16 protein-coding genes are annotated in these 18,791 nt (G+C 58.3%); 13 read left to right on the top strand and 3 right to left on the bottom strand.

Annotation, left to right across the window (positions count from 1 at the left end; all coding sequences use genetic code 11):
* Window positions 1–5: 5 nt before the first annotated feature.
* From KI237_RS29920 to KI237_RS29910, 3 genes are read right to left on the bottom strand one after another with little or no spacing between them, the layout of a single operon-like run.
* A complete protein-coding gene (locus tag KI237_RS29920) occupies window positions 6–776 on the bottom strand; it encodes a hypothetical protein (RefSeq protein ID WP_212798211.1) in 771 nt (256 codons plus the stop codon).
* The gene (locus KI237_RS29915; RefSeq protein WP_212798210.1) at window positions 773–1,627 is read right to left on the bottom strand and encodes a DUF4123 domain-containing protein; all 855 of its coding nucleotides are present in this window, start codon (window positions 1,625–1,627) and stop codon (window positions 773–775) included. Before KI237_RS29915 ends, KI237_RS29920 begins: the two co-directional genes overlap by 4 nt.
* A complete protein-coding gene (locus KI237_RS29910; RefSeq protein WP_212798209.1) occupies window positions 1,624–3,687 on the bottom strand; it encodes a type VI secretion system Vgr family protein in 2,064 nt (687 codons plus the stop codon). The genes KI237_RS29915 and KI237_RS29910 overlap by 4 nt, the downstream gene beginning before the upstream one ends.
* Window positions 3,688–4,116: 429 nt before the next feature.
* Here KI237_RS29910 and tssA point away from each other — a divergent pair, with 429 nt between their 5' ends.
* From tssA to icmH, 13 genes are read left to right on the top strand one after another with little or no spacing between them, the layout of a single operon-like run.
* Window positions 4,117–5,673, top strand: coding sequence for a type VI secretion system protein TssA (gene tssA / locus KI237_RS29905; protein WP_212798208.1), 1,557 nt, complete (start codon window positions 4,117–4,119; stop codon window positions 5,671–5,673).
* Window positions 5,674–5,705: 32 nt separating this feature from the next.
* Window positions 5,706–6,209: a type VI secretion system contractile sheath small subunit gene (tssB, locus tag KI237_RS29900; protein WP_212798207.1), complete on the top strand. Its 504-nt coding sequence runs from the start codon at window positions 5,706–5,708 to the stop codon at window positions 6,207–6,209.
* A 25-nt stretch (window positions 6,210–6,234) separates the two neighbouring features.
* Window positions 6,235–7,710, top strand: coding sequence for a type VI secretion system contractile sheath large subunit (tssC, locus tag KI237_RS29895; RefSeq protein ID WP_212798206.1), 1,476 nt, complete (start codon window positions 6,235–6,237; stop codon window positions 7,708–7,710).
* An 8-nt stretch (window positions 7,711–7,718) separates the two neighbouring features.
* Window positions 7,719–8,129 (top strand): type VI secretion system baseplate subunit TssE, encoded by a 411-nt coding sequence (gene tssE / locus KI237_RS29890; RefSeq protein ID WP_212798205.1) that lies wholly within the window; start codon window positions 7,719–7,721, stop codon window positions 8,127–8,129.
* A gap of 6 nt (window positions 8,130–8,135) precedes the next feature.
* Complete coding sequence (tssF, locus tag KI237_RS29885; protein ID WP_212798204.1) at window positions 8,136–9,923, top strand: type VI secretion system baseplate subunit TssF; 1,788 nt, start codon at window positions 8,136–8,138, stop codon at window positions 9,921–9,923.
* Window positions 9,887–10,891, top strand: coding sequence for a type VI secretion system baseplate subunit TssG (gene tssG, locus KI237_RS29880; protein WP_212798203.1), 1,005 nt, complete (start codon window positions 9,887–9,889; stop codon window positions 10,889–10,891). Before tssF ends, tssG begins: the two co-directional genes overlap by 37 nt.
* A gap of 11 nt (window positions 10,892–10,902) precedes the next feature.
* On the top strand, window positions 10,903–13,488 hold the full coding sequence (tssH, locus tag KI237_RS29875) for a type VI secretion system ATPase TssH (protein WP_212798202.1): 2,586 nt from the start codon (window positions 10,903–10,905) through the stop codon (window positions 13,486–13,488).
* 10 nt (window positions 13,489–13,498) lie between these two features.
* The gene (locus KI237_RS29870; protein WP_212798201.1) at window positions 13,499–15,016 is read left to right on the top strand and encodes a sigma-54 interaction domain-containing protein; all 1,518 of its coding nucleotides are present in this window, start codon (window positions 13,499–13,501) and stop codon (window positions 15,014–15,016) included.
* 57 nt (window positions 15,017–15,073) lie between these two features.
* A complete protein-coding gene (locus KI237_RS29865; protein WP_212798200.1) occupies window positions 15,074–15,214 on the top strand; it encodes a type VI secretion protein in 141 nt (46 codons plus the stop codon).
* Between the two features lie 19 nt (window positions 15,215–15,233).
* Window positions 15,234–16,079 carry a type VI secretion system-associated FHA domain protein TagH gene (tagH, locus tag KI237_RS29860; RefSeq protein ID WP_212798199.1) on the top strand — a complete coding sequence of 282 codons (846 nt, stop codon included), beginning with the start codon at window positions 15,234–15,236 and terminating at the stop codon, window positions 16,077–16,079.
* A 5-nt stretch (window positions 16,080–16,084) separates the two neighbouring features.
* Window positions 16,085–16,588, top strand: a complete 504-nt coding sequence (gene tssJ / locus KI237_RS29855) for a type VI secretion system lipoprotein TssJ (protein ID WP_212798198.1) — start codon at window positions 16,085–16,087, stop codon at window positions 16,586–16,588.
* A complete protein-coding gene (tssK, locus tag KI237_RS29850) occupies window positions 16,585–17,916 on the top strand; it encodes a type VI secretion system baseplate subunit TssK (RefSeq protein WP_212798197.1) in 1,332 nt (443 codons plus the stop codon). The genes tssJ and tssK overlap by 4 nt, the downstream gene beginning before the upstream one ends.
* 5 nt (window positions 17,917–17,921) lie before the next feature.
* Window positions 17,922–18,785: a type IVB secretion system protein IcmH/DotU gene (icmH, locus tag KI237_RS29845; RefSeq protein WP_212798196.1), complete on the top strand. Its 864-nt coding sequence runs from the start codon at window positions 17,922–17,924 to the stop codon at window positions 18,783–18,785.
* Window positions 18,786–18,791 lie beyond the last annotated feature (6 nt).

Here is an 18,791-nt window from a genome sequence, read left to right as displayed (position 1 = left end):
TCTCCTTATTCCGTACAACCGGGGTAAATAGTGCATTTCTGTCCGTCGGGCATTTGAAAGCCGCTGAAGTCCTGGTAATTGCCATAACAAAATGCAAATGGGTCCTCAAAGTGCTTGCCCATGCAGCGTTTCCAACCGTTAGGCACCTTCACCCAAGTGTCTCCAATGGCGGGTCTTTCCTCGTCCGCCAACTTGATCCTCATCTTCACGGTTTTACCTGGCAGCTGATCCAGGTCGTACGCCGAGAAAGGGCGCCCACGCCCAAGCTCGCCCTGTGGGTTGGTTTTTTTGCAATCGAGGATTTTTACGATGCGTCGTTTGGACCCAGCAGTACGGAACAACCATTGGCATTGGCCGTAAAAAGTGCTTTCACCCGCTTCGCTGAACGTACCTTTGTATTGCGCATCCAGCTCATCGCGAATCACGACGTTGGCTGAATCTTGACTGATATCGCTCCAGTCCTTGCCATAGGCGGAGTTGATTTCGAGCTCAATGCGGCTGATCACCAGGGGGCAACCCATACGGGTTCGGCGAATAACGATTTCAGAATCAGGTTTGTATGCCTTACGCCACTCCCTATTGAACACCGGTGCCTTGTTATACCGGGTCTCGACGGTGCACGTTTCGCCTGGGGCGGGTACGTAGTACACCGCCGCTTCGTAGGCAAAATCGAGCGGCAAATCTGCCGTAAAAATAAACGTGTTCGACTGTGTGTTGGCGCACCCCGCCGTCATCGCCAGGCCGCTCAAACTTGCAATGCGCAGAGCCTGTTTCATAGCGGCACGTCTCCTCGCCAAAACGCCGCCATCAGGCGCACCCGTTCAAAATGCTCGTCGGGTTCTTCAGCGGGGCGTACTTGCCAGTAAGACTCCGGCGTATCGGCGAGTGCCTGCAGGCGCTGGGTCAGTAAAAACTCCAGCTGCTCAGGCGCCTGCCAGTGCCAGGTCTCGGCCTGGTCGAGCGTGGCACGCAACCACGCCTCCGGGTCCTGTTGCTCGGCCAGTGTGGCGAAGGCCTGGACATGCTTGGCCAACAGGAAGCGGCGGGCATTGAGGAGCCGAGTCTGCATCGCTTGCTGAGGGGTAACGGGCACCTGCAACCAAAGAGGCGAATCGGGCACCGGGTATGTCCCAGGTGCCGGGTTATAGGTGCTTGCCCAGCGAGTGCCCTGCCAGTAGCAGACACTGATAGCTGGCCCGAGATAGGCCGGATAGGCTTCAACGGGCAGGTGCTTGAGCGCCCGGGCCAGGACACGGTTGTCATGGAAGCGGTACAACGCCTGATGGGGGCGTTCTCCGATGATCAGCCGTTCACACCAGTGGTCTACCAGCGTTGGCAGGCCGCCCTTGGGAAGACTGGCAAGCCATCCCCAGTGGCTGTCCGGCCGGTTAAACAATTCATTGATGTGTTCGTCGTCGGGCCGATCGAAGGTGAATACGAATGGCCCGGCGTCAGCGAGGTCAGCAACCAGCGTTCGGCCGTACACGCTGCGGTACTGGTCGGGACGACTGCTCTTGAGCAATGCCTGGCGCGTGTGGTGCTCCTGTTCTGCGTCCAGGACGACACACAGGGTGTGGCCGAGGCGTTGCTGTTCGATCAACCATTGGTACGGGAGTGAGTGAGTCATGCAGCGGCGATTCCCGTTGGGCAGAGGCCCTCGCGGCAGGTCTCGCAGATCGGACAAAAGTCCAATCCTGCTGCTTTGCTGGCCGTTATCAGAGCGCGTTGAGTGGGGGCGAGTACTGGGGCTGGGGCCACCAAAGGATCCGTCAAGCCAGGCGTGAATGATGAGGCGGTTGCGCCGGCCATGGGGGCGCCGCCGAGCTGGATTTCACTGCTGCTGTAGATACCGTTGTGGTCGATCAGGATGTGCTGGCCCCCGGCTTTCAAACTGAGGGTTGCACCTGCTTCAAGGACCACATGAGCGCCTGCCTTGATATGTACTTGCTGTCCGGCCTCGACGGCCAGTGTCTGATCGACACGGGTATGTCGGTTGGTGACGCGCAGGTAGTCATTGCCTTCGACCTGGACCGTACGGTCGGCGGCGGTGGTCCGATGTTCCTCGGCGTGCAGGACGCTGATGCTGTTGCCCTGGATGGTCTCCCGCCGCTCGTTGCCAATCTCCAGTCGGCTGTCATTTTCGATCTTCTGTTCCATGTCACGCTGGGCCCGCAGATAGATCAGCTCCTGACCGGCGCGGTCTTCAAGATGCAGCTCGTTGAAGCCTTTGTTGCCCGGCGAACTGCAAGAACGAAAAACGGTGCGGGTCTTGTGCGCAGGCAACGGGTAGGGCCGAGCGTTGGCGCTGTTGGTCAGGCATCCGCTGATCAAGGGCTTGTCGGGATCGCCTTCCATGAAGGTCACCAACACCTCCATGCCCACCCGCGGAATCGTGACGCCCCCGTAGCTGTTGCCCGCCCAGTTGGAAGCGACGCGTAACCAACAGCTGCTGCCGTCGTCGAAGTGTCCCGCCCGATCCCAGAAAAACCTGACCTTGACCCGGCCATACGGGTCGCAGTGGATCTCTTCACCCTTGGGCCCCGTGACGATTGCCGTCTGGCTGCCCCATACACGTGGTTTTTGGTAAACCCGTTGCGAACGAAAGATTGCATCCCAAGGCGTGGCAACGAAGTGATTGCGATAGCCTTGATTGAAGTGGCCTTCAGCCCTGCCAGTGTCGCTGGGGGTGATGTCCTCCAGCGCCTGCGGCTGTTTGCCTTCGTGATGCACTTCGGTCAGGAGCCATAGATCATTCCATTCCTGGCGAGGGTGCCCGCTCAATGTCAGGAAGTGCCCCGTCGTCAGTGCCGGCTGATCACCCTTTCCTTCGGCCTGGCGGTAGTCGATGCGATGGCGTTCCAGGGCTCGCCGGCTCAACAACCTGCCACGTTTTTCCTGGGTAAAGTCGCCCGGATAATCATAGGCCTCCAAGTCTGGTCGGATGTTCTCGATGCCGGGCTGACAGCTGCTCTCCAGCAGGAATGTTGTCCTCTTGAAATCGTAATCACGGCGCGTGACGCGGCTGGTCCGGGTCTCCAGTCGCAGGCCAAATCGATGGATAACCGGCTCGTCGGCAACCATGCCGCTGCCGTGTTTATAAACAGTGCGGTGTTCAAGCAGGGGAAATACGGTCTGGTCATCACCAAATACCAGTTGATGACCGGACTCGCTGTGCTGGAAGTGATAATGCAGACCTTCTTCGTGACACAGGCGCTCGATGAAGTGCAAGTCGTTTTCACGATATTGCACGCAGTAGTCACGAGGCGAGTAACTTGCACTCAACTGGAAGCGATGGGCGTCGGTGAGAATACCATGCTCCTTGAGGATCGATGTAATGATCTGCGGAACACTGACGTGTTGAAAAATGCGCTGGTTGGTGCGGTGTTCCAAGTAAGCCAATCGCGGAACCAGTCTTATTTTGTAATGCGTCAAACGTTTGCCAGTGTCGCCTTGTACAACACGATAGATCAGCCCGTGAACACCGTTTCCCTGTTTGTTGAATGCAAGAAATGCCTGCCGGTTTAACAGATATTCCAAATCCATATCACTTTGTTCGCTGACGAGCTCGATATCGAACGAATAAGGCGTGCTGATGGCTTCGCAGCCTTCGAAGGCCGTCACTTGGAGGTCATGTTCGAGGTCAGGAATTGTGAGATGAAAGTTGTGTAGATCAGGGGTGTGGAACATTCGCGGGTCCTTGGGCGTTGGCTTTGACTCCTGATCACATTGAAGCAGTCTTGGGAGAGGCGCGCGCAGAGATCCGTAAAAAAAGAAAAGGATGTAGGAGTTTCCTTCGAAGAAAGTAAGAACTGAGAATGAAATGATTTGAAGTGAATTTTAGTTAGCTCGATGGTGGTTAGAACTTGACAGAGAAAAATCTGTATTGGGAGTCTCGGGAGGGATAATTTTTTTGAAAAAAGGAAAGGTCCTACTTTTTTGTTTTTAAAACTTTGGCATTCTTTGCTGCGTTCCGCTGGTTGGGGATGATGTGAGTTTTTGGAGTTTGCTGGATTGTATTTGGTGAAACCTCCTACAAGCGAAACCGAATATTTCCTTGAATAACCATGTCACCAAAACTGCCCATGTCACAGACTGAATTATTTAACAGGGTCGTGAATGTCGTATTCCGGAAAATTGTCCGCCCATTATCTGGCTCTCGCCAAAACGCCTATCTCCAACGAGGGTTTTGCGGGTGCGGACGTGCGTTTTTCGAATGAATACGAGGCGTTGGAAAGCGAGCTGGGCAAAGCCCAGTCGATGCACGAAAGCGGTCAGGTCGACTGGCTGAAGATCCGTGAAGGAAGTGAAGCGTTGCTGCGTAGCCAGTCGAAAGACTTGCGGGTGGCGGCCTGGCTGGTTTGGGCGCTGTATCAGCGCGAATCTTTCCAGGGGCTGCTCGCAGGTCTCTGTCTTTTTCACCACTTGTGTAAAAACCATTGGCCAGACCTTCATCCGATCAAAAATCGAACCCGTGCCGCCAGCATCAATTGGTTGGTGCCTCGCCTGGAGCAGGCGTTGGGCGATGACGTTGCGATCAAGGAGCAGTTGCCGCTGTTCCGCCATCTGACAGAACAACTTGAAGGACTCGATACCGCTTGCACCGCCCACTTGGGTGATGACGCACCTCTGCTGCTCCCGTTGCGTCGGCGCCTCAACACTATGATTCAACGTGCGACTGACAATCAGCCGCAGGCAGGTGCCATTGGGACGGTAGTGGCTCAGGTGAAGCAAGTTGCCACCCAACTGCTCATGCCCGGCGCTCCGATCGAAAGCGAAAAAGAAGCCCACAAGGCCCTGCGCACCCAGCAGGAAAGCGCGGGGCCGTTATGCATCTGGTGGCTCAAACAAAAAGCGACCGACGTTCGGGCCCTGCGCCTGAACCGTACTTTGACCTGGCTGACCATTGACGTCATGCCCGAGCGTAACGCCGAGCAGATCACGCAGTTGCGTGGGTTGCCGGTGGACAAGCTCAAGGCTTATCAGGACAGCCTCCACCAAGACGATTACGCGAACCTGCTGGTGGAGATCGAGACCAGCCTGGCGAAGGCTCCGTTCTGGCTCGATGGCCAGAGGCTTGCCTGGGAGTGCTTGCAAGGGCTGAACGCCGAGTTGGCCATGCGTGAAGTGGAGGTCCATTTCGCGCTATTCATCCAGCGTCTGCCGGGGGTTATCGAATTGCGCTGGCATGACGGTACGCCGTTCGCCGATCCTGCCACGCGGACGTGGATTGCGTCCCAGGTCATGCCTCACCTGCAAAGCCCCGGCGCGGCGCCCGAAATCGATACCACCCACAACGATGCGCCTTGGGAGCTGACGCTGGAAGAGGCCCAGTCGATCCTGTCCAAGGATGGCCTCAAACCCGCTGTCCAGCTACTCAGGCAAGGCATGAAAAACGCTCTTGGGGCACGCGAGTGTTTCCTCTGGCGGTTCGCGATGGCCCGCTTGTGCTTCTCGGCGAGGAAATATGAACTCGCCAAAGTCCAGCTGGAGGTTCTCGACCAGACGCTGCAACACGCCGGCCTGAATACCTGGGAGCCCACCCTGGAGTTACAGGTGCTGCATTTGTTGCACAGCTGCTGCGAGTTATTGCCTCAGAACCACGTCATACGCGAGTGCAAGGAAGAGACCTATCGCAGGTTGTGTCATCTCGACCTGGAACGGGTCATTGAATAGGCCTCCGGGTCAAAAATTGTCAGGAGAAAGTCATGGCCAAAGAAGGCTCGATCGCCCCCAAGGAACGTATCAACGTCACCTTCAAACCTGCCACCGGCGGTGCCCAGGAAGAAATTGAACTGCCGTTGAAACTATTGGCGATCGGTGATTACACCCACCGCAGGGATGAACGCAAGATTGAGGACCGCAAGCCGATTGGCATCGACAAGATGACCTTCGACGAAGTGTTGGCCAAGCAAGAGCTGAATCTGACCCTGAGCGTACCGAATTGTCTCCAGGAAGAAAGCGAAACTGAAGAGTTGGCTGTACAGCTGCGTGTGAACTCGATGAAGGATTTCAACCCGGCGAGCCTGGTCGAGCAAGTGCCGGAGCTCAGCAAACTGATGGAGCTACGCGACGCCTTGGTGGCGCTCAAAGGGCCATTGGGTAACGCGCCGGCGTTTCGCAAGGCCATCGAAGGCGTACTCGGCAATGACGACTCCCGCCGCCGCGTACTGGATGAGCTGGGTCTGAACACCACAGCGAAGAACGCTTGATTCTTTCAGCCAAGGAAGCCGAAACATGAGTACCCATGCCGTACAGCAGCAAAGCCCGGACAACGCTGATTACAGCATTCTTGAGAGCATTATCGCCCAGACTCGCCTGACCCCGGACGATGACGCCTACGACATTGCCAGGCGAGGCGTGTCTGCGTTCATCGAGGAGTTGCTCAAGCCGCAAAACAGCGGTGAGCCGGTCAAGAAGGCCATGGTCGACCGCATGATCGCCGAGATCGACGCCAAACTCAGTCGCCAGGTGGACGAGATCCTCCACCACCCGCGATTCCAGGCCTTGGAGTCGGCATGGCGCGGTTTGCAGTTACTGGTGGATCGCACCAACTTCCGCGAGAACATCAAGATAGAAATGCTCAATGCCTCCAAGGACGATTTGCTGGATGACTTCGAGGATTCGCCAGAAGTCATGCAGTCAGGCCTGTACAAACATATCTACACCGCTGAATACGGGCAGTTCGGTGGGCAGCCGGTGGGTGCAATCATCGCTAACTACTTCATGTCTCCAAGCGCGCCGGACGTGAAGTTGATGCAGTACGTATCCAGTGTCGCCTGCATGTCCCATGCGCCGTTCATCGCCGCGGCAGGTCCGAAATTCTTTGGCTTGGAAAGTTTTACTGGCCTGCCGGACCTCAAGGATCTGAAGGACCACTTCGAAGGTCCGCAATTCGCCAAGTGGCAGAGCTTCCGTCAATCGGAAGATGCCCGCTATTTTGGTCTGACCGTACCGCGCTTCTTGTTGCGCACCCCCTACGATCCGCAAGAGAACCCGGTCAAGTCATTCGTCTACAAGGAAACCGTTGCCAACAGTCACGAGCACTACCTGTGGGGCAACACGGCATATGCGTTCGGTACACGGCTGACCGACAGCTTTGCCAAATTCCGCTGGTGCCCGAATATCGTGGGTCCTCGAAGCGGTGGCGCAGTTGAAGACCTGCCGTTGCACCACTTCGAAAGCATGGGTGAGATCGAAACCAAGATCCCGACCGAAGTGTTGGTGTCCGACCGACGCGAGTACGAATTAGCCGAGGAAGGCTTCATCTCCCTGACCATGCGCAAAGGTAGTGACAACGCCGCGTTCTTCTCCGCCAGTTCCGTGCAGAAGTCGAAGTTCTTTGGTAACGGCGCCGAGGACAAGCTTGCCGAGCTGAACTACAAGCTTGGCACTCAGTTGCCCTACATGATGATCGTCAATCGACTGGCTCACTACTTGAAGGTTCTGCAGCGCGAGCAATTAGGGTCATGGAAGGAGCGCACGGACCTGGAGCGTGAACTCAACAACTGGATTCGCCAATACGTGGCCGACCAGGAGAACCCGAGTGCCGAAGTTCGTGGCCGCCGTCCGCTGCGTGCAGCGAAGATCATTGTCAGCGACGTTGAAGGTGAGCCAGGTTGGTATCGCGTAGGCCTGAACGTAAGGCCTCACTTCAAGTACATGGGCGCCGATTTCACGCTGTCGTTGGTTGGCAAGCTGGACAAGGCGTAGGCGCGCTCATGATGTATGGCAGCCTTTTCGAGCGCCTGGCCGGTTATTCAGAAAAGCGCGCGGGTTTGAGCCGTGAGATGTGTGTCGTGACATCGGTGGCTGCCCATCTGGCCAAAATGCTCAGCACCCGGGCGGGTAGCGTGCAGACGCTATCCGATTATGGGCTACCGGATCTCAATGACATGCGCTTGAGCCTGCACGATGCAGGGAGCCAGGCCCGCAAGGCGATCGAGGCGTTTATCAAGGCCTACGAGCCACGCCTCAGGAACGTCTGTGTCGTTTCAATACCAAGTCATGCCGATCCGCTTCGCCTGTCCTTCAGCATCGACGCCTTGCTGGATGTGGAGGGGGTCAGGCGACAGGTCAGTTTTTCCGCGTGCCTGGATGGCAGCGGCCAAGTCAAGGTCAGACAAGGATAGCCATACATGTCGTTCAATCATTATTACCAGAGCGAACTGACGGCACTCCGCCAGTTAGGTCGACGTTTCGCCGAGCGTAACCCGGCGTTGGCCCCCTTTCTGGGGCAGGCCGGACGGGACCCGGATGTGGAGCGGCTGCTGGAGGGGTTTGCATTCCTGACCGGGAGGCTGCGCCAGAAGCTCGATGACCAATTGCCGGAGCTGAGCCATTCTCTGATGCAGCTGTTGTGGCCGAACTACATGCGGCCGTTGCCGGCCTTCAGCATCTTGCAGTTCGATCCACTACAGCGGTCTGGCCCCGCACTGCGGGTGGAACGTGACACACCGGTCGAAAGCAAGCCTGTGCAGCAGGTGCGTTGCCGTTTTCTGACGTGCTACTCAACCGAGGTGCTGGCGCTTGATCTGACCAGGTTGAGTTATTCAGTGAAAGGGGATGGGTCGCTGTTGAGCCTGCGCCTGGAGATGTGTTGCGACGGCCATTTGGGCGAACTGCAACTGAGCCAATTGCGTCTGCACTTGACCGGCGAGCGTTACATCAGCCAGATGCTCTACCTCAGCCTCTTGCGCAATCTTGAAGGTATCGAACTGATCCCGCTGGACGGCACCGGCGGGGCCCTGCGGGCTGCAGATGGCAGCCCTATGGTGTTCAGGATTCCAGCCGGTCGTGTCCAGCCGGTAGGGTTTGCCGAAGAGGAAGCGCTGATCCCGTATCCGCTGAATACCTTTCGTGGCTATCGCTACCTGCAGGAATACTTCGCCTTCCAGGACAAGTTTCTGTTCGTCGACGTCAATGGCCTGGACGTGATCAATGCTGCTCCGCGTGGCAGCGTCGAACAGATGCGGGGCCTGGAACTGCGCTTCGATATTGGCAAAAGCGGTATCCAGCGGATGCGCCCGACACTGGACAACATAAAGCTCCACTGCACGCCGATCGTCAATCTGTTCAAGCATGACGCCCAGCCAATCCGCCTGGACAGCAAACAGGACGAATACCTGTTGCTGCCGGCCGATTATGCCCAGGAGCACTGCGGCGTGTTCTCGGTCGAAAGTGTCACCGGCTGGAACCCTGGTGGCCTGGGTTATCAGGCCTATGTGCCGTTCGAATCCTTCGAGCACGATTCAAGCTTCGATGTGCCCCACAGCCGACCCTATTACAGCGTTCGTCAGCGCCCTTCATTGCTGCACGGTGGTCTGGACACCTGCCTGGGCTTCGGTGTCCGGCACACTCACCCTCATGAAACCCTGTCGATCGAGTTGATGTGCACCAACCAGAACCTGCCGCGCCAGCTCAAGCCGGGTGACATCGACCAGCCCGGTGAAAAAAGCCCCGAGTCGCTGAGTTTCCGCAACATCGGGCCGGTCACTTCGAGCTTCGCTCCCCCGCTCAATCGCGATTTTCTCTGGAAGCTGATCAGCAACATGTCACTCAACTACCTGTCGCTGGCGGACGTCAATGCACTCAAGGTGATCCTCGAAACCTATGATTTTCCGCGCTACTACGACGAGCAGACAGAGAAGGTCAGCAAGCGTTTGCTGGACGGGCTCAAGTCGATCAGGCACCAACATGTCGACCGCCTGCATCGAGGCTTGCCGGTTCGTGGCTTGCGCACCGAACTGACCATCGATCCCCAGGGCTACATCGGCGAGGGCGACCTGTTCGTCTTCGCTTCGGTCCTCAACGAATTCTTCGCGCTTTATGCCAGCCTCAATTCGTACCACGAACTGCGGGTAAACAGCACACAAGGAGAGGTCTATCAATGGACACCCCGAATGGGCCAGCAGCCGCTCCTATAAGCGTGCTGACGCGAGGGATACGCGAGTACTCGCTATTTCAGGCCGTGTTGTTGGTCGTTGATCGACTGCGCGAGGCCCACCCTGACCTGGATGATGAGGCGCTGTATGACCGGCTGGAGTTCCAGGCCAACCCAAGCCTGGGGTTCCCCGCCAGCGACATTGATCGTGTGGAGTTTTTCGAAGAGCACGGCCAGCTGCGAGCGCGCCTGGGCATGAACTTGATCAGCCTGGTAGGGGCAGGGTCGCCGCTACCGGCGTTCTATGGTGAGCAGGCTCTGGGGGAGGAAAATGGCAATCCGACGCGCGAGTTTCTCGACGTTTTCCACCACCGTCTTCAACGGCTGATGCTGCCGATTTGGCGCAAGTATCGTTACTGCGCAAGTTTTCAGAGCGGTGCGAAAGACCCGTTTTCCGAGCTGTTGTTTGCGCTGATCGGCCTGGGCGGCGAAGACATTCGCAAGGCCAGTCAACTGAACTGGAAGCGTCTGCTGCCGTATCTGGGCCTGCTGAGCCTTCGTGCTCATTCGGCTGCTCTGATCGAGGCCGTGCTGCGTTATTACTTCAAGCACGCCGCACTGAATCTTGAGCAGTGCATCGAGCGGAGTGTGGACATCCTTGACGAACAGCGCAATCGCCTGGGAAGCGCCAATAGCCTGCTGAGCCAAGACCTGGTGCTGGGTGAGCAGGTGCGCGACCGCAGCGGCAAGTTCCGGATCCATATCAGCGAACTGGACTGGCAGCGTTTTCACGAGTTCTTGCCCATCGGCATCGGTTACCAGCCGTTGTGCTCGCTGGTGCGATTCACCCTGGGTGATCCCCTCGAATATGACATTCGCCTGGTCCTTCGCCAGCAGCAAATTCGTGAGCTGTGCATAGGTGAACAGAACACCTGTCGCCTGGGATGGACCAGTTGGCTGGGACACGAGCGCGCCGATGGCGTAGTGATCCTTGGCGGCAAAATTCATTAGGAATGGATGACATGATCAACGTAGACCTTCAGCAACTGATTCAGGCGTTGGACGCCGAAACCAGGAGCGATCTGGAGCGCTCGGCCGAGCAATGCGTCGCTCGTGGCGCGGACAAAGTCCTGGTGGAAGACTTGATGCTGGGCATGCTGGAGCGTCCGCAAGGTCTGCTCGCGCGGGCCCTGCAAGACGCCCAGGTCAGCGCGGGTGAACTGAGCGCCGCGCTGCAACCACGTATGGGGCACAGTAATTCGCGCAACCCGGTATTCGCCCCAGCGCTGGTGCAATGGTTACAGGATGCTCTGCTGGTGGCCAATCTCGAGCTAGGCCTTAGCCAGGTCGGACAAGCCGCGTTGATCCTGGCGTTGCTGCGCAACCCGCTTCGCTACGCAGGGAGTGCTTACCATGCGCTGCTCACCCAGCTGAATGTTGATCGGTTGAAAGATTTCGCCTTGGCGCAACAGACCCAACCGGTCGTCGATCAGTCCGTCAGACCGGGCGACTCCCTGCTGGCGCGCTTTACCCATGACATGACCCGGCTGGCCCGCGAAGGCCAGCTCGACCCAGTGCTTTGTCGCGACGGCGAAATCCGGCAGATGATCGATATCCTCGTTCGTCGCCGCAAGAACAATCCAATCGTGGTCGGTGAGGCAGGCGTGGGCAAGACCGCCGTCGTCGAGGGGCTGGCGTTGCGCATCGCCGCTGGGGAAGTACCGTCAGTGCTCGAAGATGTCGAGCTGCTTTCGCTGGATATGGGGCTACTGCAGGCTGGTGCCAGCATCAAGGGTGAATTCGAGCGTCGTCTCAAGGGGCTGATTGACGAGGTCAAGACCTCGCCAAAAGCCATCATCCTGTTCATCGACGAGGCCCACACCTTGGTTGGTGCGGGCAGCAGCGCGGGGGGCGCCGATGCGGCTAACCTGCTCAAGCCGGCCTTGGCCCGGGGCGAGCTGCGTACTATCGCGGCCACCACCTGGATCGAGTACAAAAAATACTTTGAGAAAGACCCGGCCTTGGCCCGTCGTTTCCAACCGGTGCAGTTGCATGAGCCGACCGTCAGCGAGGCGGCGACCATCCTGCGTGGCCTGGCTCGCGTCTACGAGAACAGTCACGGCATCTACCTGCGTGATGATGCGGTGGTCGCGGCGGCGCAATTGTCGGCCCGCTACCTGGCTGGTCGTCAGTTACCAGACAAGGCTGTGGATGTACTGGACACTGCCTGTGCTCGCGTGCGCATCAGCCTGGTTGCTGCGCCGCAAAGCCTGGAGCGATTGCGCGGCGAGTTGGCCGAAGGCGAGCGCCAGCGCCAAGCGCTGCGTCGTGATGCGCAGGCAGGCCTATCGATTGATCTTCAGGCGCTGCAAGCGCTGGAGGTACGCCTGGCGATCATCGAAGACGAGCGCCAAACGCTGGAAATCCAATGGACCGAGCAACGCATTCTTGCGCAACGCCTGTTGTCGCTTCGTCAGCAATTGGCCAAGGCACGGGAAGCCTCGGTGGATCACCCCCTCGGCGTCGAAGCCCTGGAAGCGGCGTTGCATGAAACATACGGCACGTTGGTGGCTGCGCAAGTCCATGAGCGCCTGGTTAGCTTCGAAGTTTGCCCGCGACTGGTTGCCGAAGTCATCAGTGCCTGGACCGGTGTGCCGCTGGCACAACTGGCACGGGAGCACAGTTTGAAAGTCGCCAGTTTCGCGACGGATCTGCGTGCTCGTATTCGTGGTCAGGAGCCGGCTGTGCGGGCGCTTGATCGCGCGATGCGTGCTGCCGCTGCGGGCCTGAACAAACCCGACGCCCCGGTGGGCGTGTTTCTGCTGGTGGGGCCCAGTGGCGTCGGCAAGACTGAAACGGCGCATGCATTGGCCGACCTGCTCTATGGTGGTGATCGCTTTATCACCACGCTCAACATGGCCGAATTCCAGGAGAAGCATACGGTTTCCCGGCTGATCGGCGCGCCGCCGGGCTACGTCGGTTTTGGCGAAGGCGGCATGCTCACCGAAGCCGTGCGGCAAAAGCCCTATTCAGTGGTATTGCTCGATGAGGTCGAAAAAGCCGACCCGGATGTGTTGAATCTTTTCTACCAGATCTTCGACAAGGGCCTGGCCAACGACGGAGAAGGGCGGGAGATTGATTTTCGCAACACCCTTATCCTGATGACGTCGAACCTGGGCAGTGAACGCATCAACGAGTTGTGCGAAAACGGCGCAAAACCAAATGCCGAATGCCTTGAAGAATCCATTCGCCCAATACTCAGTCAACATTTCAAACCCGCGCTCTTGGCCCGGATGTGCGTGGTGCCGTACTACCCGGTCAGTGGGCCGGTGTTACGTGAATTGGTGGAAGTCAAACTCGACCGCCTGGGTGAGCGTCTGCACCGTCGTCAATTGGGCTTCAGTTATTGCGGGCACCTTGTGAACCACCTGGTTGAGTGTTGCAGTCGTAATGATCGTGGCGCACGACTGATTGACCAACTGCTTGACCTGCACCTGATGCCGCTGGTTGCCAACCGGTTGCTCGCCGCCATGGCCGGTGGCGAACAGCTACGGCATGTACACGCCGTGCTTGACGGCGACGCCAGTCTCGCGTGTGAGTTCTCCTGAGGTGGGCGCCATGTTCAAGAAAGTCTCGCAACCGTTGGACTATGCTGAAGTGCTTCTGGCGCTGTTTTCCGACCTTTCACGTTTGGCGGACGGTGCTGAGCTGGTGGGGAAGTTCATCCAGGGCGTAGCGCAGCTCAGTGGCTGTGAACTGGTGCAGTTGTACCTGCTCGATGCCACTCGCACCCGCCTGGAAATGAACACCGAGTGTCTGGAAGGCCAGTTGCAATTTCGTGACCCGCAAAGCCTGCCCTCCGACTACCACGCTGAGCAACTGTTGCAATTTTCCCTGTGCCAGAATCGTGTGGTGTGCCTCGGCGCGTTAAGCGACAGCGTGCACGAAACCGGTTTCCTGCCGTCGCGGGCCACACCATGGCAGTCGCTGCTTTGCGTTCCCCTGGGCGATCCGCAGGATGGGGTCGGAGGCTTGCTGCTATGCGCCAGCAATCAACACCTCGACCTGCATGGGATCGCCGAGTCCCTGGGGCATCTTGGGAGCTTCGCGCTTGGTCAGATGCATCTGTTACAGCGCCTGCGCGGCCCTGTCGACGAATCTGTGCCTGGTACCACAAGCCTGCCGAGCGCCATCAGCTACGGCCTGATTGGTAAGAGCATGGCCATGCGCAAGACCTGCTCATTACTCAGTAAAGTGCTGCAGAGCCCTTATACCGTCCTGCTGCGGGGTGAGACCGGTACCGGCAAGGAGGTGGTGGCCCGGGTCATTCACGATTACGGCCCGCGTCGATCCAAGGCGTTTGTCGTGCAGAACTGTGCCGCGGTTCCCGAGAACTTGCTGGAGAGTGAGCTTTTCGGCTATCGCAAGGGCGCGTTCACCGGTGCCGACCGGGACCGCGCCGGGCTGTTCGACGCGGCCAATGGCGGCACGCTGTTGCTCGATGAGATCGGCGATATGCCGTTATCCCTGCAAGCCAAGTTGTTGCGAGTGTTGCAGGAAGGTGAAATCCGGCCGTTGGGGTCCAACGACACTCACCATGTCGACGTGCGCATCATTGCCGCCACCCACCGCGACCTGAAGCAGCTGATGGAGGAGGGCAAATTCCGCGAAGACCTGTATTACCGCCTTGCGCAGTTTCCAATTCCGTTGCCGGCGTTGCGCCAGCGCGACGGCGACATCATTGAGCTGGCGCGGCACTTTGCCGACAAGGCCTGCACACTTCTGCAGTGCGATCCGGTGCGCTGGTCAGACGCGGCGCTCGACCACCTGTCTGCCTACGACTTCCCGGGAAACGTCCGTGAACTCAAGAGCATCGTAGAAAGGGGCGTGCTCTTGTGCGAGGGCGGCGAACTGCTCGTCGAGCACTTTGCGCTACACATTCAGACCCCAGCCGAGCGTGGCCGCGTGAGCCTGCGTGAACGGATGGAGCAGATCGAACGTGGCCTGCTGATCGATGGCCTGCGCGAGAGTTCGGGCAACAAGGCGCGTGCCGCCCGTGAACTTGGCTTGCCGCTACGCACGCTGGTCTATCGCCTTACGCGCCTGAACGTTCAGCGTAGTGATTTCAATGATTGATCCTTGCCTTGTTCGTAGCCATTCCAGCCCGGCCCTTTCATTTCTGGAGAGATTTCGATGCCTGCTTTTTTCTGGCGAGCCGTTCTGCTGACGCTCCTCGTGTCATTTGTCCTCGGCGGTTGTAGTGGCAACTACAAATTCAACGACAGTGATTATCGCCCTCTGGGTGATCCACAAGCGGTCAATCGCGGTAAGTGACCCAAGGAACCTTTTATAGATGGATCTTGTTTTCGAAATGCTGAACGCCAACCAGTTCGTCCCTATACGACTGTGTCACAAGACCTTCGGGCCGGCTGGCGGAGTGATTGGTCGCGGCGAGGGTTGCCACTGGATGATCCCCGACCGCGACCGCCTGCTGTCCAAGTGTCACGCCCATGTCAGCTTCCGTGAGGGCGCGTTTTTCCTGACCGATACCAGTGGCAACGGTACGACCCACCGCGAAAGCGGCGCACGCTTGCCCAAGGGTGCACCGGTACGGATACAGGACGGAGATGCCTACATCATGGGCGAATTCGAGGTCCTGGCGCGGCTGGTCGTCGGGCCGTCGAGCAGCTTTGCCGAAGCCGGTCGCTCAACGCCGGTCGACAGTCTCATTCCAGACGATGCCTTTCTGGAGCTCGACCCGCTGAAAGCACTGGACCAACAGGAGCGGGGCTTGCTGGACATCGATGAGCTGATAAATCCCATTGCCGTACTACCAGACGCCCTTGGGCGCCCAGATTATGCGCGTATCGACATGGAAAGCTTGCTGTTGCCGGAGTTGGTTGAAGAGGTCGTTGAACCAAGGCCCGCGCCCATCCCGTCCGCCGACGCTATTGATCACCCGCACGAAGATTTTTGGGAGCGTTTTGCTATGGCCTTGGGCATGGATCTCGAAAGCCTTGATAGCGAGGCCCGCGAAACCCTGGCGATCAACGCCGCGCTGCTGCTCAAGCAAAGCATCCATGGTTTGCAGCAGAGCTTGCGCACTCGCTCGGAGTTGAGCGGCGAACTGCGCCTGGCCCAGACCTATGAAGAACAGGTTCGTCTGATTGCCAGCCTGCAAAACGATCACCACGGATGACGTTCATGTCGCACTGCACAATGCACTTATTCAAGACTTTGACGGCGCTGGCCATGACCCTGCTGCTGGGCGGCTGCACCACGCTGTCGCCATTTTCGACGATGACCAAGCTCAACCTCACCCTGATGGCCAGTGATCAGCTCAACCCCGATCTCAATGGACGGCCATCGCCAGTGGTGGTGCGGTTGTTCGAACTCAGGCATCCGGTAGCCTTTGAAAATTCGGACTTCTTCAGCCTCTATGAGCGCGGGAGGGAAACGCTCGCTCCCGATCTGGTTTCCAGCGAAGAGCTGGAACTGCGCCCAGGTGAGACCGTCGAGCTCAGGCTCGGTCTCACTGGGGATGGCCGTTACGTCGGCATACTCGCGGCGTACCGGGACCTGCCACACGCCCGCTGGCGCTACACACTGCCCGTGGCTGCGGCTCAGTTGACCGAAGCGAACCTGGCCCTCGACCAGGGTGGGATCGCCAACACGCTTGAAAGACAGGCCAAGGTAGATGACCGATGAATCACGATAAAGTCATCTGGCAAGAAGGCATGTTGTTGCGCCCACAGCATCTGCAACACAACGATCGTTACTTCGACCACCAGTTGAAGGTTCGTACCCGGTTGCTGGCCAGCTACGCCTGGGGATTCCTGGCGCTGGAAATCGATCTGCAATTTCTCAACATGGGCCAACTGGTGATCAGCCAGGCCAGCGGGGTCCTGCCCGACGGCAGTCTGTTCGAGCTCGGTGGCAACGCCGAACCGTTGGCCCTGGAAGTACCGTCCAATACCAGCAATACGCCGATCTACCTCGCGCTGCCATTGGTGACCGGCAATCACATCGAGTCCCGTCGCCCGGAGCAATCTGACGTGCTGGCGCGCTACACCATCTACGACGCGCAGGTGACCGACTCCAACGCCGGAGATTCCGGCGGGAGCCAGATCAGTTGTGGCCGGCCGGACCTGCGCCTGCTGTTGGGCGAGCAACAGAGCGACCATGCGTTTGTGAAGCTCAAGCTCTGTGAGGTGCTTGATACCACTGCCGATGGAGTGATCAGGCTCGACCCGGACTTTGTGCCGACCTTCCTCCAGGCTCGTTCATCCCATTATTTGCTGTCGTGTCTCAAGGAGATCATCGGCATGCTTGCCCATCGGGGTGACAGTCTTGCCGAGCGGATCCGTTTCAATGGCAAGGCAGGTGGCGCGCAAGTAGGCGATTTCATGATGCTGCAACTGATCAACCGTAGCGAACTGTTGCTGCGTCATTATCTGGATCTGGAGCAAGTACATCCCGAAACGCTCTACCGAATGCTGCTGGCCCTGTTGGGTGAACTGGCGACTTTCTCCCGTGACAGCAAGCGCCCACCCCTCACCAACCGCTACCAGCACAGCGACCAGGGCGCTTGTTTTCGAAGCCTGATGCAAGCGATCCGCCAGGTGCTGTCGATGGTGCTCGAGCAGCATGCTATCGAGCTGCAATTACAGGCGCGCCAGTATGGAATCACCGTCTCGCCTATGCAGGATCTTTCGCTGCTGGATACGGCTTCATTCGTATTGGCGGCGAGTGCCAACTGCGACAGCGAAGAACTGCGCCATCGATTACCGTCGAACCTCAAGGTTGGCTCGGTGGAGCGTATCCGCCAGTTGGTCAACCTGCATCTGCCCGGTATCAAGATCCGGCCTCTGCCCGTGGCTCCTCGGCAGATCGCATTTCATGCCAACAAGACCTATTTCATCCTTGAGCCCAGCGCCGAAGACCTGGCGCAACTGAAGCGCTCGGCAGGCTTCGCGTTCCATGTTTGCGGGGATTTCGCCGAGCTTGAGCTGAATTTTTGGGCCATCAGGAATTGAACGAAATGGATAAGGAAAATCCTCAGGACGAAACAACTGTCCTGCTCGACCATCATGGACAACGTCCTGCTTCCGGGCCCTTGACCGATGCGGCTGCGCCGCCGCGTTTCGAACAGTTGCAAGAGCGAATGATCTACGCCGCGCACCTGCCGCGGTCCCAGGCCTTCAATGTCAGCCTTAATCCGCTGGTCGCGGCGGCGTCCGGAATGTTGTCGCAAATGGTGCAACTCAAGCACGGCCGCGAACGCGAGGACCTGCAAGCCCTTAAAGGGGAATTGAGGCGAGGCCTGGAGCAGTTCGAAGCCTGTGCCTTGCAGGGCGGTGTTGAAAACAGTCAGTTGATCGCGGCGCGTTACGTGCTCTGCTCAGCGATCGATGAGGCGATCGTCACTACGCCGTGGGGGCATGGAGGTGGTTGGTCACAGATAAGCCTGCTCAGCACTTTCCACAACGAAACCTTCGGCGGCGAGAAGGTTTTTCAATTGCTTGAGCGCTTGTCGAAAAACCCCATCAAGCACCTGTCGATGCTTGAGTTGTTGTATCTGTGCCTGTCCCTGGGCTTCGAGGGCAAGTATCGGGTGCAGACCCGTGGGATGCTCGAGCTCGAAAGTCTGCGCGATGCCCTGTATCGCCTGATCTGTCAGGCACGTGGCGACATCCCTCGTGAGCTGTCGCCTCGCTGGGAAGGTTTCGATGGCGCGCGACGCAGCCCGGTACGCATTGTCCCGGCCTGGACGGTGGCGGTTTTTACGCTGGTCTGTCTGGGGGTGATGTACTCGAGTTTCGCCTGGGTATTGGACGAGCAACGCCGAAGCGTACTGCAACCTTATCAACTGTCAGAGTCGGTTGCCGCCCAGCCGCTGCCGTAAACAGGG

Origin of the sequence: Pseudomonas sp. St316 (assembly GCF_018325905.1) — a bacterium.
GTDB lineage: Bacteria > Pseudomonadota > Gammaproteobacteria > Pseudomonadales > Pseudomonadaceae > Aquipseudomonas.
This window is presented reverse-complemented; position numbering and strand designations above follow the sequence as displayed.

Coding starts and splice junctions, on each gene's coding strand:
- tssB (WP_212798207.1), top strand. CDS start 5,706: ATGGCCAAAGAAGGCTCGATCGCCCCCAAGGAACGTATCAACGTCACC.
- icmH (WP_212798196.1), top strand. CDS start 17,922: ATGGATAAGGAAAATCCTCAGGACGAAACAACTGTCCTGCTCGACCAT.
- tssG (WP_212798203.1), top strand. CDS start 9,887: ATGGACACCCCGAATGGGCCAGCAGCCGCTCCTATAAGCGTGCTGACG.
- tssC (WP_212798206.1), top strand. CDS start 6,235: ATGAGTACCCATGCCGTACAGCAGCAAAGCCCGGACAACGCTGATTAC.
- KI237_RS29865 (WP_212798200.1), top strand. CDS start 15,074: ATGCCTGCTTTTTTCTGGCGAGCCGTTCTGCTGACGCTCCTCGTGTCA.
- tssJ (WP_212798198.1), top strand. CDS start 16,085: ATGTCGCACTGCACAATGCACTTATTCAAGACTTTGACGGCGCTGGCC.
- tssK (WP_212798197.1), top strand. CDS start 16,585: ATGAATCACGATAAAGTCATCTGGCAAGAAGGCATGTTGTTGCGCCCA.
- tssH (WP_212798202.1), top strand. CDS start 10,903: ATGATCAACGTAGACCTTCAGCAACTGATTCAGGCGTTGGACGCCGAA.
- tssE (WP_212798205.1), top strand. CDS start 7,719: ATGATGTATGGCAGCCTTTTCGAGCGCCTGGCCGGTTATTCAGAAAAG.
- tssA (WP_212798208.1), top strand. CDS start 4,117: ATGTCGTATTCCGGAAAATTGTCCGCCCATTATCTGGCTCTCGCCAAA.
- KI237_RS29870 (WP_212798201.1), top strand. CDS start 13,499: ATGTTCAAGAAAGTCTCGCAACCGTTGGACTATGCTGAAGTGCTTCTG.
- tssF (WP_212798204.1), top strand. CDS start 8,136: ATGTCGTTCAATCATTATTACCAGAGCGAACTGACGGCACTCCGCCAG.
- KI237_RS29915 (WP_212798210.1), bottom strand. CDS start 1,627: ATGACTCACTCACTCCCGTACCAATGGTTGATCGAACAGCAACGCCTC.
- KI237_RS29910 (WP_212798209.1), bottom strand. CDS start 3,687: ATGTTCCACACCCCTGATCTACACAACTTTCATCTCACAATTCCTGAC.
- tagH (WP_212798199.1), top strand. CDS start 15,234: ATGGATCTTGTTTTCGAAATGCTGAACGCCAACCAGTTCGTCCCTATA.
- KI237_RS29920 (WP_212798211.1), bottom strand. CDS start 776: ATGAAACAGGCTCTGCGCATTGCAAGTTTGAGCGGCCTGGCGATGACG.